This window comes from Paraburkholderia graminis (assembly GCF_003330785.1).
GTDB lineage: Bacteria > Pseudomonadota > Gammaproteobacteria > Burkholderiales > Burkholderiaceae > Paraburkholderia > Paraburkholderia graminis.
In genome coordinates, this window is record NZ_CP024934.1 from 1,426,886 (window position 1) to 1,442,143 (window position 15,258).

The window sequence follows — 15,258 nt, forward strand, 5'->3', positions numbered from 1 at the left end:
ACGACAGATTCCTGGACGACGCGTATCCCGCACCAGAGCGGCCGGGCAGCTCAGCGGCGTCGGTTGTTATTAAGGATGCGAGAGGATAATGTAAATGAGAATGATTATCAAATGAAAACATAATGGCGCGGACTCGCGGATGCCCACCGCGCCAGCAAGACTGGCTGCGTTGCTCTAAACTAGCCGCCGCTCACGCCAGCCACGCCAACACTCACGACCTCGATGCCTCCCGTTCCCGCCGACTCCAGCGACACCGCCGATTCCTCCTCCGTCAGCCTGCCGAAGCAACCGGCGTTTCAACGCTTCTGGTGCACGCGCATTCTCTCGTCGCTGTCGTTTCAGATGCTCGCGGTCGCGATGGGATGGCACATCTACGCGCTCACGCACAGCGCGTTCGCGCTCGGCCTCGTCGGACTCGCGCAGTTCCTGCCGATGTTCCTGCTGACGCTCGTCGTCGGCCATTTCGCGGACCGCTACGATCGCCGGCGCATCGCGGCCATCTGTCAAAGCCTCGAAAGCGTCGCGGCATTGCTGTTCGCGTGGGGCACGTTCGGCGGATGGATCAGCGCACCCGTGATCTACGTGCTCGCTGCCTGCGTGGGCGCGGCGCGCGCGTTCGAATCGCCGGCGGTCGCGTCGTTGCTGCCCGGCGTCGTGCCGCGCGGGCAATTGCCGAAGGCGACGGCGTGGGCGACCTCGGCGAACCAGACCGCGCAGATCGCCGGTCCGGCGCTCGGCGGTCTGCTTTACGGCATCGGTCCGGGCGCCGCTTATCTCGCGTGCACGCTGTCGTTCGCCGCCGCGGCCACAGCCGTGTGGGGCATTCCGCTGCGCGCGAAGCCGGCGAGCCGCGCGCCCGTCACGCTCGAATCGGTGTTCTCCGGCATCGCGTTCATTCGCAAGCAACCGGTGATACTCGGCGCGTTGTCGCTCGATCTGTTCGCGGTGCTGTTCGGCGGCGCGACCGCGCTGTTGCCGGTGTTCGCACGCGACGTGCTGCATACCGGGCCGCTCGGGCTCGGCCTGTTGCGCTCGGGCACCGCGATCGGCGCGCTCGCGGGCACCATCTGGCTCGCGCATTTACCGCTGCGCAACCGGCCGGGCGCGGCGATGTTCGGCGGCGTGATCGCGTTCGGCGTGGCGACGCTCGTGTTCGGCATGTCGCATCAGTTCATCGTGTCGCTGCTCGCGCTGATGGCGCTCGGCGCGTCGGACACCATCAGCGTCGTCGTGCGTCTGTCGCTCGTGCAGCTTCGCACGCCGGATGAAATGCTCGGACGCGTGAGCGCCGTCAATTCGCTTTTCATTGGCACATCGAATCAATTGGGTGAATTCGAATCGGGTGTCACGGCCGGCTGGTGGGGCGCGCGAACGGCGGTGCTGGTCGGCGGCATCGCGACGATCACGGTCGCCTTGCTGTGGATGAAGCTCTTCCCCGAATTGAGGAACACGCGTTCGCTCGAACGCGAAGAGGAACTGGCGCCGAGCGCCTGAGCGGCGCGCGGCTTTGCACTGCGCGCGGCCTGGCACGGCGCGCGACTCTCGTTCGATGAGAAGCGGCTTCTCGTTCAGGCCGGCTACCGCGCCGCGGCTCATGCGCGTAAGGTTGAGCGCGTCACTTGCGGGAATGCCCGCCAAGGAGCCGTTTCATGACACACCCTGACTCGCACCAGCACGCTTATCCGAGCGACATCGCGTTCACGCCCACGGTCAAGGCATTGCAAAGCCGCAACGGTTCGCGCGACGCGTACGCGCGGATGGAAGAGGAACACGGCTGGCAGACGCGTCTCACGCCCGACGTCGCGGGTTTCATCGAGCAGCAGACGAGCGTGTTTCTCGCCACCGTCAGTTCGGAAGGGCAGCCGTATATCCAGCATCGCGGCGGTCCCGCCGGTTTTCTGCGCGTGCTCGACGATCACACCATTGCGTTCGCGGATTTCGCCGGCAACCGGCAGTACATCACGGCCGGCAATCTCGCGGAAAATCCGAAGGCGCATCTGTTTCTGATGGACTATGCGCATCGCCGGCGCATCAAGATCTGGGGCGAGGCGCGCGTGGTCGACGACGATCCCGCGTTGCTCGCGAAGCTGATGCCCGAGGGTTACAAGGCGCGCGGCGAACGCGTGATCGTGATGACGGTGCGCGCGTGGGACGTCAATTGTCCGAAGCATATTCCGCAGCGTTTCGAAGCGGCGGATGTAGCCGCCGCGCTGCAGGAACGCGACGAGCGCATCCAGCAACTCGAGGCGCAAGTGGCCGAGCTTAAACGCGAGGCAGCGGTTCGCGGCGATTGATGCGCGCGCACTCGTTCCGTAGAATCGTGGCGCTTAGCGCGTGACATATGACGCTTGCTTGCAAGCGCAACGATTCGCGCGATCACGAGGAGAATGCGCATGAGTCTGCACACCACGGAGCCGATCGCGGCGACCGTCTATCGCGGCAATTCTGTTGAAAACACGCACCGCGCGCATGTCGCGGTTGTCGATGCCGCCGGCCGCCTGCTGTATTCGTTCGGCGATCCGTCGCGCGTCACCTTGGCGCGTTCCGCCGCCAAGCCGGCGCAAGCGCTCGCGGTGCTGGAAACCGGCGCGCTGGAGCGCTTCGGTTTCGACGATGCGGACCTCGCGCTGATGTGCGCGTCGCACAGCAGCGAGCCGCGTCACATCGAACGTGCGCGCGGCATGCTCGCGAAGGCGCAGGCAAGCGAAGCGGATCTTCGCTGCGGCGGTCATCCGCCGCTCTCCGATGCGGTCTACGCGGACTGGATCAAGCGCGATTTCAAGCCGGGCGCGGTGTGCAGCAACTGTTCGGGCAAGCACGCGGGCATGCTCGCCGGCGCGCGTTCGATCGGCGCCGCGCTGAGCGGTTACGAAGAGCCGGATCATCCGTTGCAAGTGCGCGTGAAGCACACGGTCGCCAACGTCTGCGATCTGCCGGACGAGGGCGTGCAATGGGCGATCGACGGATGCAATCTGCCCACGCCGGCCTTTGCGCTGGACCGTCTTGCGCGACTCTTCGTCAAGCTGGCCGCTGCCGAGGATGAAGTGTCCTCCGGCGCGTCCAACGCTGAGCCTACTTCGCGCACGGCGGCGCTCGCGCGCATCTATCGTGCGATGACGGCTTATCCAGAGCTGGTGGCAGGAGAGGGCCGCTTTTGCACGCTGCTGATGAACGCGTTCGAAGGCGCGCTGGTCGGGAAACTCGGTGCGGACGGCAGTTATGCGATCGGCGTGCGCGCGTCGAAGCAGACGGCGGCGCACACAGGCAAGGAGGGCGCGCAGGGCGCGCTCGGCATCGCGGTGAAAGTCGAGGATGGCAACGTCAGCGTGCTATACGCGGTGGTCGCCGAAGTGCTCGCGCTGCTCGATATCGGCACGGCCGGACAGCGCGCGAAGCTCGACGCTTTTCATGCGCCCAGAACGCTCAACACGATGGGCGTCGCGACGAGCCGCGTCGTGTTTTCGGTTGCGCTCGCAGCGGCTCGATAAGGCGGGTGCGCGTCGTTAGTGCTGGCTCGGCGCGGCGCGGCCGCGCGGTCGCTTCACATCGTCACGCAGCAGCCTCAGCCGCGGACATCAGCGCAGTACGTATCGCATGCGCGAGCTCGCCCGCCTGGAACTTGGCGACATAGCCGTTCGCGCCGGCGTTCTTCACATGCGCCTCGTTCGCCGCGCCCGTCAGCGATGAATGGATGATCACCGGAACGTCGCGCATCCGCTCATCCGCCTTGATCTGGCGCGTCAGCATGAAGCCGTCCATCTCGGGCATTTCGAGGTCGGTCAGCACCAGCGCGATGCTGTCCTTCACGCGCACGCCGTTGGCCTCGGCTTCTTCCGCGACCTGCTGCAAGGTCTGCCACGCCTCTTCGCCGGTCTTGGTCATCACGAACTCGGCGCCGATCGCGGTCAACGCCTGCTCGATCAGCTTGCGGGCAAAGCCGGAGTCGTCGGCGGCAAGAATCTTCGCGCCCGGGCGAATGCCCAGCGCATCGCCCACCGACGTCGGGTCCACGCTCGGATGCTGCGACGGGAACACGTCGCGCAGCACCTGCTCGACGTCGATCACCTGCGCGAGCCGCGAGTCGCCCGTATTGCCGTCGATCCGCGCAATGCTCGTGACGAGATTGCCGCCGGCCGCGCCTTCCGCGGACAGCACCTGATTCCATTCGAGGCGCACGATGTCGTCGACTTCCTCGACCGCGAACGCCTGCGTCGAGCGCGCGAATTCGGTGACGAGCAGGATGTTCAGGCCGCGCGTGGGCTCGCAGCCCATCAGCCGCGGCAGGTCGATCACGGGAATGATCTGCCCGCGAATATCGACCGCACCCATCACGAACGGCGACGAACCGGCGATCGGCGTGACCGGCGGCATCGTCGAAATTTCGCGCACCTTGAACACGTTGATGCCGTAAAGCTCGTGCGCGTCGCTGCCGGGCACCGAGCCGAGACGGTACAGCAGCAACTCGAATTTGTTGGAACTGGTCAGGTTGGTGCGTTCGTCGTGCGCGCGGTTATCTACTGCCATCGAATCTCTCCGGGATTGCGGTGCGTGGGCGCGCGCTTGCGTTGGTTGATGCCGACGCGCTTCTTACTTTCTGTTATCGGCGCGGCTGCCGAAAAATTCAGCGGCTCGCCGGCTTTTGCTGGCAATCCCTGGGTGCACGCGGTTTTCGCTCACAAGCGGACGGCATTCGTGTGAAGGTTACCTAACGTTACACAAGCGACAGCGTGGTATCACATGGCATCGGGCGCGGCTTCTAGAATTTTTCCCGACGATCGAATGCGGCGCTTTGCGGCGCTTCACGGCCGCAGACGAGCCGGCCGCGGCCTCTCGCGCTCTCGTGCCCTCACGCGCCGCATCGTTGCCGTTTCGCTTCCAATCCAAGGAGAACGTATGACCCGCTTGCCTCTCGCCACCATCACGAGCGCCTGCATGGCCAGCCTGCTGATGCTCGCCGCTTCCGCCACGACGGCCAGCGCCCAGACCGCGCCCGCCGCCGCGCCGGACGCGGGCCGTCTGCATGCCGCCGACCAGACGTTCATCGCCGAGGGCACGCAGGCCGTCGCCACGCAACGCGATGCCGCGCGCATCGCGACATCGCGCTCGACCGACCGCGACGTGAAGGCGTTCGCCGAGCGCGTCTCGGCCGATAACGCCAAAATCACCGACGCGCTGCGCGCGGCCAGCCCGCGCGGCGTCGACGTGCCGAAGAACGACCCCGACACGGCAGTGCTGGCGAGCATCAACAACCTGCGCGGCGCCGAGTTCGACAAGACCTATATCGAGCAGGTCGCGCTGGCCGGCGAGCAGAAGGCGCTGTCGGCGTTCCAGGCGGAAATCGCTGCGGGCCGCGATCCGCAGTTGAAGGATGCGGCGAAGAAGGCGTTGCCTGTTCTGCAGGAGCATTACGCGATGGCGCAGGAACTGGCGCAACGCAAGCACCTGCCGGCAGCAGCGCACTGAGTTTGCGGAGGCGGGCGACGCCGGCGACGCGTCCGCGCCGACCGGCGTAAACTGAACCTCCGTTCAAACGACGGCTATGCCACGGAGATTCATCAATGGAATACAGACATCTGGGTGCTTCCGGTTTCAAGGTGCCGGTGCTGAGTTTCGGCACGGGGACGTTCGGCGGCAAGGGCGAATTTTTTGAGGCGTGGGGCGCGACCGACGTCGCCGAAGCGCGCCGTCTGATCGACATCTGTTTCGATGCGGGCGTGACGATGTTCGACACCGCGGACATCTATTCGCGCGGCGCATCCGAGTCGGTGCTCGGCGAAGCGCTCAAGGGCAAGCGCGACAAGGCGATCCTCTCGACCAAGGCGACCTTTCGTTTCGACGACGGCCCGAACAACGTGGGCTCGTCGCGCTTTCATCTGATTCAGGCGGTCGACGCGGCGCTCAAGCGCCTGCAAACCGACTACATCGACCTCTTTCAGTTGCACGGTTTCGACGCGCGGACGCCGGTCGCCGAAGTGCTGTCCACGCTCGACGACCTGGTGCGCGCGGGCAAGATCCGCTACACGGGCGTGTCGAACTTTTCCGGCTGGCATCTGATGAAGTCGCTCGATACCGCCGACCGCTACGGCTATCCGCGCTACGTCGCGAACCAGACGTATTACTCGCTCGTCGGCCGCGATTACGAGTGGGAGCTGATGCCGCTCGGCATCGATCAGGGCGTGGGCGCGGTGGTGTGGAGCCCGCTCGGCTGGGGGCGTCTGACGGGCAAGATCAAGCGCGGCCAGCCGCTGCCGCAGCAAAGCCGCTTGCACAAGACCGCCGACATGGGCCCGCCGGTGCCGGAGGACTACCTGTTCCGCGTGCTCGACGCAATCGACGAGATCGCCGTCGAAACCGGCAAGACCGTCCCGCAGATTGCATTGAACTGGCTGTTGCAGCGCCCGACGGTGTCGACGGTGCTGATCGGCGCTCGCAATGAAGAGCAGTTGCGGCAGAACCTGGGCGCGGTCGGCTGGAATCTGACGCCCGAGCAGGTCGCGCGGCTCGATGCGGCGAGCGCGGTGCGGCCTGCTTATCCGTACTGGCATCAGGAAGGATTCGCCGAGCGCAATCCGAAAGCGGTTTAAGCGGGCGAGTCGGGGCGCTTTTTAGGTGCGTTGGTTGCCGGTGCCGCTTCCGCAGCGCCCGAAACCAACGCGGGCCTCAACCCTCAATGCCCAATCCTCAAGCCAGCCCGCCGTTCGCGCGCAATACCTGGCCGTTGACCCAGCCGGCCTGCGAACTCGCGAGGAACGCCACCACCGAAGCAATATCCTCCGGTTGCCCGAGGCGCTCGAGCGGCGGCATCTTCGCGAAGTGCTGGATCTGCTCCTGGGTCTTGCCGTCGAAAAAGAGCGACGTCGCGACCGGTCCCGGCGCGACCGCGTTCACGGTGATGTTGCGCCCGCGCAGTTCCTTCGCGAAAACGTGCGTGAACGTTTCGACCGCTGCCTTCGTCGCGCTGTAGATCGCGTAACCCGGCATGTTCAGCGCGACGGTCGTGCTCGAAAAGTTGACGATGCGCCCGCCGTCGTTCATGCGGCCCGCCGCTTCGCGCAGCGTGTTGAAAGTGCCGCGCACGTTGATGTCGAACGTGCGGTCGTACAACTCGTCACTGGTGTCGGCAAGCGGCGTCGGCTGGATCACGCCCGCGTTGTTGACCAGCACGTCGACCTTTCCCAGTTGCTGCTCGGCTGTCTCGAACATGCGGCGCACGTCGCCGGCTTTCGACACGTCCGCCTTGACCGCGATCGCCCGGCCGCCCGCCGCCTTCAGTTCGGCGACGAGCGCTTCGGCTTCGTTCGAGCTTGCCGCGTAATTGACGACGACGGCGAAACCGTCGTTCGACAGACGGCGTGCGATGGCCGCGCCGATGCCGCGCGAGGCGCCGGTCACGATGGCGATCTGGGCGTTTGTTGTCGTGTTCATGATGCGTTTCCTTGTCGGTAGTGGATCGGTGAGTGAATGATGAACACTTTCTGTTCTGAGATAATCGGGCCGGCCTCACCATCATCATTCCACTTGCTTTAACAAAACGAACCAAAGGGCACGCCAAACATGGACCGTTTCGAGGAAATGCGCGTTTTCGTGCGGGTGGCCGAGCGCCAGAGCTTCACGCGCGCGTCCGACGACCTGCAGATACCGCGCGCCACCGTCACCAATCTCGTCAAGCGGATGGAGGAGCGGCTCGGCGCGCGGCTGCTCGAGCGGACCACGCGCACGGTTCGTCTGACGCCGGACGGCCAGGCGTACTACGGCCGCTGCGTGCGGCTGATCGCCGATCTGGAGGACGCCGAAGGCTCGTTCTCGAACCTCGCGCCGAAGGGCCTGCTGCGCGTGAACCTGCAAGGCACGCTCGCGCGCCACTTCGTCGTGCCGTCCTTGCCGGCGTTTCTGACGCGCTACCCGGACATCGAACTGACGATCGGCGAAGACGACCGGCTGGTCGATCTGGTGCGCGAGGGCGTCGACTGCGTGCTGCGCGCGGGCAACCTGCAGGATTCGTCGATGGTCGGACGGCGCGTCGCGCAACTGCCGCAAGTCACGGTAGCGAGCCCGGCCTATCTGGAAAAATACGGCGAGCCCGCGGACCCGTCGGCGCTCGCGGCGCACCGCGCCGTCAACTATGTGTCGAGCGCGACCGGCAAGCCGGTGCCGCTGGAATTCAGCATCGAAGGACGCAATACGCCGATGCTGCTGCCGGGCGCGGTGTCGGTGACGGGCGTCGAACTCTACACGGGCTCGGCGCTCGCCGGGCTCGGGATCGTGCAGGTGCCGCGCTACCGCGTGCGCGACGAACTCGCGGCGGGGCGTCTGAAGATTATCCTCGCCGGCTTCCCGCCGCCGCCGCTGCCGGTGTCCGTGCTGTATCCGCAGAACCGGCAACTGTCGTCGCGGGTGCGCGTGTTCGCGCAGTGGCTGCGCGACATCTTCGAGACGGCGGCCACCGCGTAAGCGGCATAGTTCGCGGCCCGTGCGCCTGCGCAATCGCGCATGCGCGGCTCGTGGAAAACTGTATAGATATACAGTATAGTGTCCAACTGCACGCGAGCCGCGGCGCGAACGCCGCCGCTCCGTTTGCACCGAACTTGCGCGGTCGCGAGGCGTCCGTGAGACGTGGTCCACTCATTCAGACGGTCGAAAAATTGTCATCCAACGGCATTATCAAGATTCGCGGCGCGCGCCAGCACAACCTGAAGAACGTCGATCTCGACGTCAAAACCGGCGAAATGACGGTCGTCACCGGGCCGTCCGGTTCCGGCAAGTCGAGCCTCGTGTTCGATACGCTTTACGCGGAAGGGCAGCGGCGCTACGTCGAAACGTTTAGCGCTTATGCGCGGCAGTTCCTCGACCGCATGGACCGGCCGCAGGTCGACCGGGTGGACGGCGTGCCGCCCGCCATCGCGATCGACCAGACCAACCCCGTGCGCAGTTCGCGCTCCACCGTCGGCACCATGACGGAGCTGAACGACCACCTGAAGCTGTTGTACGCGCGCGCGGCCGAGCTGTTCGACCGCAAGACGGCGCGCCAGGTGCGTCACGACACGCCGGAGACCATTTACGCGGAATTGCTCGAACGCACGGCCGGCAGCGATCCGCGGCTCGTCGTCACGTTTCCGGTCGAGTTGCCGGAGTCGGCTTCCGAGCAGGAGGTCGAGCAATGGCTGTCGGCAAGCGGCTATACGCGCGTGCAGGCACAGCGCGAGGTCGATTCGCCCACCGGCAAGCGCAAGCTGCTCGACGTGGTCGCCGACCGCTTCCGCGTGGCGCAGGCCGACAAGCAACGGGTGGTCGAGGCGATCGAGGCGTCGCTCAAGCGCGGCGGCGGGCGCGTCAATATCTACGTGTTGCCGCCGGCTTCAGACGCGCCGCTCGCGCCAGAGGCGCAGCCGGCCGAGCCGGAAATCTGGCGCTTCTCAACCGGGCTGCATAGCCCGGAAAGCGACCTGCGTTATGCCGATCCGCAGCCGGCGCTGTTCTCGTTCAACTCGGCGTACGGCGCGTGCGACGTCTGCCGCGGCTTTGGCCGCGTGATCGGCGTCGACCTCGGCCTCGTGATCCCGGACGCGCGCAAGACGCTGCGCGACGGCGCGATCAAGCCGATGCAAACGCCCGCGTGGAAGGAGTGTCAGGACGATCTGATGCGCTACGCGGCGAAGGCCGACATCCGCCGCGGCACGCCGTGGGGCGAACTGACGGACGCGGAGCGCGACTGGGTCATCAACGGTTCGCCGGACTGGAACGGCAAGTGGCAAAGCCATTGGTACGGCGTCAAACGCTTCTTCGAATATCTCGAATCGAAAGCGTACAAGATGCATATTCGCGTGCTGCTGTCGAAGTACCGCAGCTACACGCCGTGCGAAACCTGCGGCGGCGCGCGTCTGAAAACGGAGTCGCTGCTGTGGCGTCTCGGCAGCAAGGCTAATGCGGACCAGGTGCTGGCGCCCGCGCAGCGCTTCATGCCGCGCGGCGTCGAATGGAATCGCGCGCAGCTCGAGGCGCTGCCGGGCCTCACCGTGCACGACCTGATGCTGATGCCGATCGAGCGCATCCGCCGCTTCTTCGACGAAATCAGTTTGCCGAGCGCGCTGCTCGACGACGCGCTCAAGCTGCTGCTCGCCGAAGTGCGCACGCGCCTGAAATATCTGTGCGACGTCGGGCTCGGTTATCTGACGCTTGACCGGCAAAGCCGCACGTTGTCGGGCGGCGAAGTGCAGCGGATCAATCTGACCACGGCGCTCGGCACGTCGCTCACCAAAACGCTGTTCGTGCTGGACGAACCGAGTATCGGTCTGCATCCGCGCGATCTGAGCCGGATCGTGGAGGCCATGCATCGTCTGCGGGACGCGGGTAATACGCTCGTGGTGGTGGAACACGACCCGTCGGTGATGCTCGCGGCGGATCGGCTGATCGACATGGGGCCGGGACCGGGCGAGCGTGGCGGCTCGATCATTTTCGACGGCGCGCCCGAGTTGATCCGTTCGTCGGGCACGCTGACCGGCGAGTATCTCGGCGGGCGCCGCCACGTCGCGGACGCGGCGCACTGGTCGCAGCGCCCTGTGGACGCGAGCACGCCGCGCATCGTGCTGGAAGGCGCGACCGAGCACAATCTGCGCGACGTTACGGTGGAAATTCCGTTGCAGCGGCTCGTCTGCGTGACGGGCGTGTCGGGCTCGGGCAAGTCGACGCTGTTGCAAGACGTGCTGTACCCGGCCATGGCGCGGCACTTCGGCCTCGCCACCGAATCGCCGGGCGCATTCCGCAACCTGACCGGCGCGGATCAGGTTACCGACGTGGTGTTCGTCGACCAGTCGCCGATCGGCAAGACCGCGCGCTCGAATCCGGCCAGCTACGTCGGCGCGTTCGACGAAATCCGCAAGCTGTTTGCGAAGGCGCCGCTCGCGCAACAACGCGCCTACGGGCCGGGCATGTTCAGCTTCAATTCCGGCGACGGACGTTGCCCGACTTGCGGCGGTTCGGGTTTCGAGCACATCGAAATGCAGTTTTTGAGCGACGTGTACCTGCGCTGTCCGGACTGTGACGGGCGCCGTTACCGCGCGGAGCTGCTCGAGGTGAAGATCGAGCGCGGCGAACCGGCGCGCGCATTGAGCATTGCCGACGTGCTGGAGTTGACCGTCAGCGAAGCCGCCGCGTACTTCGCGAACGACGCCGAAGTGTTGCGCGTGCTGCAGCCCATTGTCGACGTCGGCCTCGAATATGTGAAGCTCGGCCAGCCGGTGCCCACGTTGTCGGGCGGCGAAGCGCAGCGGCTCAAGCTCGCCGGCTTTCTCGCCGAATCGGCCCAGGCGCGCAGTGCGCGCAGCGCGAAGCAGGCCGTCGCCAAACGGCTTTTCATGTTCGACGAACCGACCACGGGCCTGCATTTCGACGACATCGCCAAGCTGATGCAGGCGTTCGGCAAACTGCTCGCAAGCGGCCATTCGCTGATCGTGATCGAGCATAACCTCGACGTGATCCGCGCGGCCGACTGGATCATCGACCTCGGTCCCGAAGGCGGCGACGGCGGCGGCCGCGTGCTGTGCGCGGGCACGCCCGAGGACGTCAAGCGCTGTGCCGAATCGCATACCGGTGTGGCGCTGCTGCAGTACGACCGCGCGATGAACGCGGCGGCGGAACCTACAGACGCGGCCTCGCAGGGCATCCCGTTGCAGAAGGCGCTGAGCGCGGCGCGCGCGCGGCGTGCGATCGAAGGCGAAGACGTGGTGCGCATCGTCAACGCGCGCGAGCACAACCTGAAAGCGCTGGACGTCGACATTCCGCACGGCAAGTTCAATGTGATCACCGGCGTGTCCGGTTCGGGCAAGTCGACGCTCGCGTTCGACATTCTTTTTCACGAAGGCCAGCGCCGTTATCTCGAATCGCTGAATGCGTATGCACGCTCCATCGTGCAGCCGGCAGGGCGCCCCGAGGTCGATGCCGTGTACGGCATTCCGCCGACCGTCGCGATCGAGCAGCGCCTGTCGCGCGGCGGTCGCAAGAGTACCGTCGCGACCACGTCCGAAGTTTGGCACTTCCTGCGTCTGCTCTATGTGAAGCTTGGCTTGCAGCATTGCATTCACGACGGCACACCGGTTACGTCGCAGAGCGTCGAGTCGATCGCGGCGCAGTTGCTGCGCGACCATAAGGGGCAACACGTCGGCTTCCTCGCGCCGCTGGTGGTGAACCGCAAGGGCGTGTACACCGATCTCGCGAAGTGGGCCAAGGCGCGCGGCAATACGCATCTGCGGGTGGACGGCGAATTCGTGCCGGTCGACCCGTGGCCGAAGCTCGACCGCTTCCGCGAACACACCATTGAGTTGCCGGTCGCCGACCTGATCGTGTCGGCGGACGACGAAGCGCAATTGCGTCATGCGCTCGACCAGACGCTCGAAATCGGCAAGGGCGTGATGCATCTGCTTGCGCCGCTCGACGGCTTGGACCACGCGATGAACGGCGGGCTGCCCACCGCGAAACTCGGCGCCGTGAAAGTGCTGTCCACCAAGCGCGCATGTCCGGTGTGCGGCACGAGCTATCCGGAGCTCGACCCGCGCATGTTCTCGTATAACAGCAAGCACGGCTGGTGCACGACCTGCGTCGGCACCGGCCTCGCGCTCACGCGCGAGCAACGCGCCGCGTATGACGACACGATCGTCGTCGACGACAATCGCGGCCGTGAACAGAGCTTGCCGTCGGAAGAGCAGGAACCGGAGGGGCTCGTCGACGAACCGTGTCCGGATTGCGCGGGCACGCGGCTTAATCTCACCGCGCGCGCGGTCACGTTCGACGCGCACGCGATCACCGACGTCGCGCAGTGGACCGTGTCGGACACCCGTGCGTGGATCGACGGTCTGCGCATGACCGGGCGCGATGCGGAGATTGCGCGCGACGTGGTCAGCGAAATCGGCAGCCGCTTGCAGTTTCTCGAAGAAGTCGGGCTCGGTTATCTGAGCCTCGACCGCGCGGCGCCGAGCCTGTCGGGCGGCGAGGCGCAGCGCATCCGGCTTGCCGCGCAGTTGGGCAGCAATCTGCAAGGCGTCTGCTATGTGCTGGACGAACCGACCATCGGCCTGCATCCGCGCGACAACCAGATTCTGCTGAACGCGCTGCGCAAGCTCGGCGACAAGGGCAATACGCTCGTGGTCGTCGAGCACGACGAAGATACGATCCGGCGGGCCGATCACATCATCGACATTGGTCCCGGCGCGGGCAAGCGCGGCGGCACGCTGGTCGCGCAGGGCAGTGTGGCCGATCTGTCGGCGCAGCCCGAATCGCTGACCGGGCAGTTCCTGGCCTCGCCTATCGTGCATCCGTTGCAGCCGCGCCGCAAAGTCGTCGCGCCGGGCAAGCGCGCGGCGGCGGTGCCGGAGAACTGGCTGACCGTGCATGGCGGCAAGCTGCACAATCTGCGCAACGTGACGGTGCATATTCCGCTGTCGCGGCTCGTCGCGGTGACGGGCGTCAGCGGTTCGGGCAAGTCCACGCTCGCGCGCGACGTGCTGATGGCCAACCTGCTCGACGCGGTCGGGCGTTCGGTGTTGTCGTCGCCGGCTACGCGGCGGGCGCGCGCTGCGGCGCAGGACAAGCAGGCCGCGAATCAGCAGGCCGCGCGCCGTTCGAGCGTACTCGCGCGCAGCGCGCCGCGTGCGCCGCTGAACGTCACGCATGCGTGGCAGGGCTGCGATTCGATCACGGGTTGGGAGAGCATCGACCGTGTGCTGGAGGTCGATCAGACGCCGATCGGCAAGACGCCGCGCTCGTGTCCCGCCACGTATATCGGCGTGTGGGACGCAATCCGCAAGCTGTTCGCCGGCACGCTCGAAGCGCGGGCGCGCGGCTACACCGCGTCGCGGTTCTCGTTCAATACGGGCGAAGGGCGTTGCCCCGCTTGCGAAGGCCAGGGCGTGCGCACCATCGGCATGAGTTTCCTGCCGGACGTCAAGGTGCCGTGCGACGTGTGCCACGGGCAGCGCTTCAATCCGGAAACGCTGGCGGTGACGTGGCGCGGCAAGAATATCGGCGACGTCCTGACCATGGAAATCGACGAAGCCGTCGAGTTCTTCGCGCCGATCTCGAACATCGCGCACCCGTTGCAGTTGATGAAAGACGTGGGGCTCGGTTACCTCACGCTCGGTCAGCCGTCGCCGACGTTATCGGGCGGCGAGGCGCAGCGGATCAAGCTCGTCACCGAGTTGAGCAAGGTGCGCGACGACGTGACGCGGCGCGGTCAGAAGCCGCCGCATACGTTGTACGTGCTGGACGAGCCGACTGTCGGCCTGCATATGGCCGACGTCGCCAAGCTGATTCGCGTGCTGCATCGTCTCGCGGACGGCGGGCATAGCGTGGTCGTCATCGAGCACGATCTGGATGTGATCGCCGAGGCGGACTGGATCATCGACCTGGGTCCGGAAGGCGGCGTGGGCGGCGGCGCGATCGTCGCGGCCACGGACCCCGAGGGCATCGTGCAGGTCCGCGAAAGTCACACCGGAGCCGCGCTGAGGCCGGTGCTCGAGCGCGTGGCCAACGCAGGCGCCGGCAGCGGCGCAGGCGTCGGTGCTGTGCGCGAACCGGGCGAAGGCACGAACGGCTAGCGCGCCGTTTCCTGCTACACAACGGTCTCGCGTCTCGATGCAGAGACGCGGGACTGTTGGCGCCTGTCTGTGTCCCTAATTGCGTCCCGAACCGCTCCGCCGACCGGGCATTAACTCCGACGAATCCAGAAAGCGAAATGAAGGACTTTGCGCGTTATTAATCCGACGAATCAAAATTGATGTTTCAAAAGTGAAACATTTTTTGATGCGTCGAAGCGCCGCATATTAACGCGTTAATTCCACGAGTGGAATGCCGCGCGGCTAATTGCCAATAGAAATGGCGCTGATTCGAGACTCGCGAATTACCGATGCAATTAAAAGGGCCAACGTCGGCGGCCCGTGTGTTCAGCTTTGAAACATTTTTCGTCATCGCCCGAATGCGGCCTGAAGCGGCTGATGCGCGGTGAATCGACACGTTACCACAGCGTGGCGCGGAGACGCACGGCGTGTGCGGCTACGCGGGCCCGCCGCTCGCGCGGACGGTATGTTTTTCCGCTGCATGTGAATGCATTGTCACTTATTACTTGCATCAAATGAGAATATTTTTCGTCGTACTTTTATTCGATGATCATTTCGATAGTTTTCAAATTTACTAATGCGGTTCATTCGGCTAACATCGCTGATAATCTCTGAAGCGGCGTTTGCCGATGTCGAATTGCGATTATCAATTCAC

General features: G+C 65.5%; 9 protein-coding genes. 7 read left to right on the plus strand and 2 right to left on the minus strand.

Translation table 11 applies throughout. The annotated features are described in order from the left end of the window. Window positions 1-222 precede the first annotated feature (222 nt). The 3 genes from CUJ91_RS06385 to CUJ91_RS06395 all read left to right on the plus strand — a co-directional run bounded on the left by CUJ91_RS06385 (window position 223) and on the right by CUJ91_RS06395 (window position 3,488). On the plus strand, window positions 223-1,494 hold the full coding sequence (locus tag CUJ91_RS06385) for an MFS transporter (protein WP_114156056.1): 1,272 nt from the start codon (window positions 223-225) through the stop codon (window positions 1,492-1,494). Between the two features lie 155 nt (window positions 1,495-1,649). After that, window positions 1,650-2,294, plus strand: coding sequence for a pyridoxamine 5'-phosphate oxidase family protein (locus tag CUJ91_RS06390; RefSeq protein WP_006051161.1), 645 nt, complete (start codon window positions 1,650-1,652; stop codon window positions 2,292-2,294). A gap of 99 nt (window positions 2,295-2,393) precedes the next feature. Then, on the plus strand, window positions 2,394-3,488 hold the full coding sequence (locus CUJ91_RS06395) for an asparaginase (protein ID WP_114156693.1): 1,095 nt from the start codon (window positions 2,394-2,396) through the stop codon (window positions 3,486-3,488). A 61-nt stretch (window positions 3,489-3,549) separates the two neighbouring features. Here CUJ91_RS06395 and CUJ91_RS06400 read toward each other — a convergent pair whose 3' ends face one another. Continuing rightward, a complete protein-coding gene (locus CUJ91_RS06400; protein ID WP_006051159.1) occupies window positions 3,550-4,524 on the minus strand; it encodes a chemotaxis protein in 975 nt (324 codons plus the stop codon). A gap of 369 nt (window positions 4,525-4,893) precedes the next feature. Between CUJ91_RS06400 and CUJ91_RS06405 the strand changes: the two genes are divergently transcribed. Next, window positions 4,894-5,463, plus strand: coding sequence for a DUF4142 domain-containing protein (locus CUJ91_RS06405; RefSeq protein ID WP_114156057.1), 570 nt, complete (start codon window positions 4,894-4,896; stop codon window positions 5,461-5,463). Between the two features lie 95 nt (window positions 5,464-5,558). Then, window positions 5,559-6,584, plus strand: a complete 1,026-nt coding sequence (locus tag CUJ91_RS06410; RefSeq protein ID WP_006051157.1) for an aldo/keto reductase — start codon at window positions 5,559-5,561, stop codon at window positions 6,582-6,584. A 97-nt stretch (window positions 6,585-6,681) separates the two neighbouring features. Here CUJ91_RS06410 and CUJ91_RS06415 read toward each other — a convergent pair whose 3' ends face one another. Next, window positions 6,682-7,425 (minus strand): SDR family oxidoreductase, encoded by a 744-nt coding sequence (locus tag CUJ91_RS06415; protein WP_114156058.1) that lies wholly within the window; start codon window positions 7,423-7,425, stop codon window positions 6,682-6,684. Between the two features lie 129 nt (window positions 7,426-7,554). On the opposite strand from CUJ91_RS06415, the gene CUJ91_RS06420 reads away from it, so the two are divergent. Further along, a complete protein-coding gene (locus tag CUJ91_RS06420; RefSeq protein ID WP_053857857.1) occupies window positions 7,555-8,451 on the plus strand; it encodes a LysR family transcriptional regulator in 897 nt (298 codons plus the stop codon). Window positions 8,452-8,642: 191 nt separating this feature from the next. After that, complete coding sequence (gene uvrA, locus CUJ91_RS06425; RefSeq protein WP_244230996.1) at window positions 8,643-14,585, plus strand: excinuclease ABC subunit UvrA; 5,943 nt, start codon at window positions 8,643-8,645, stop codon at window positions 14,583-14,585. The last annotated feature ends 673 nt before the right edge of the window (window positions 14,586-15,258 follow it).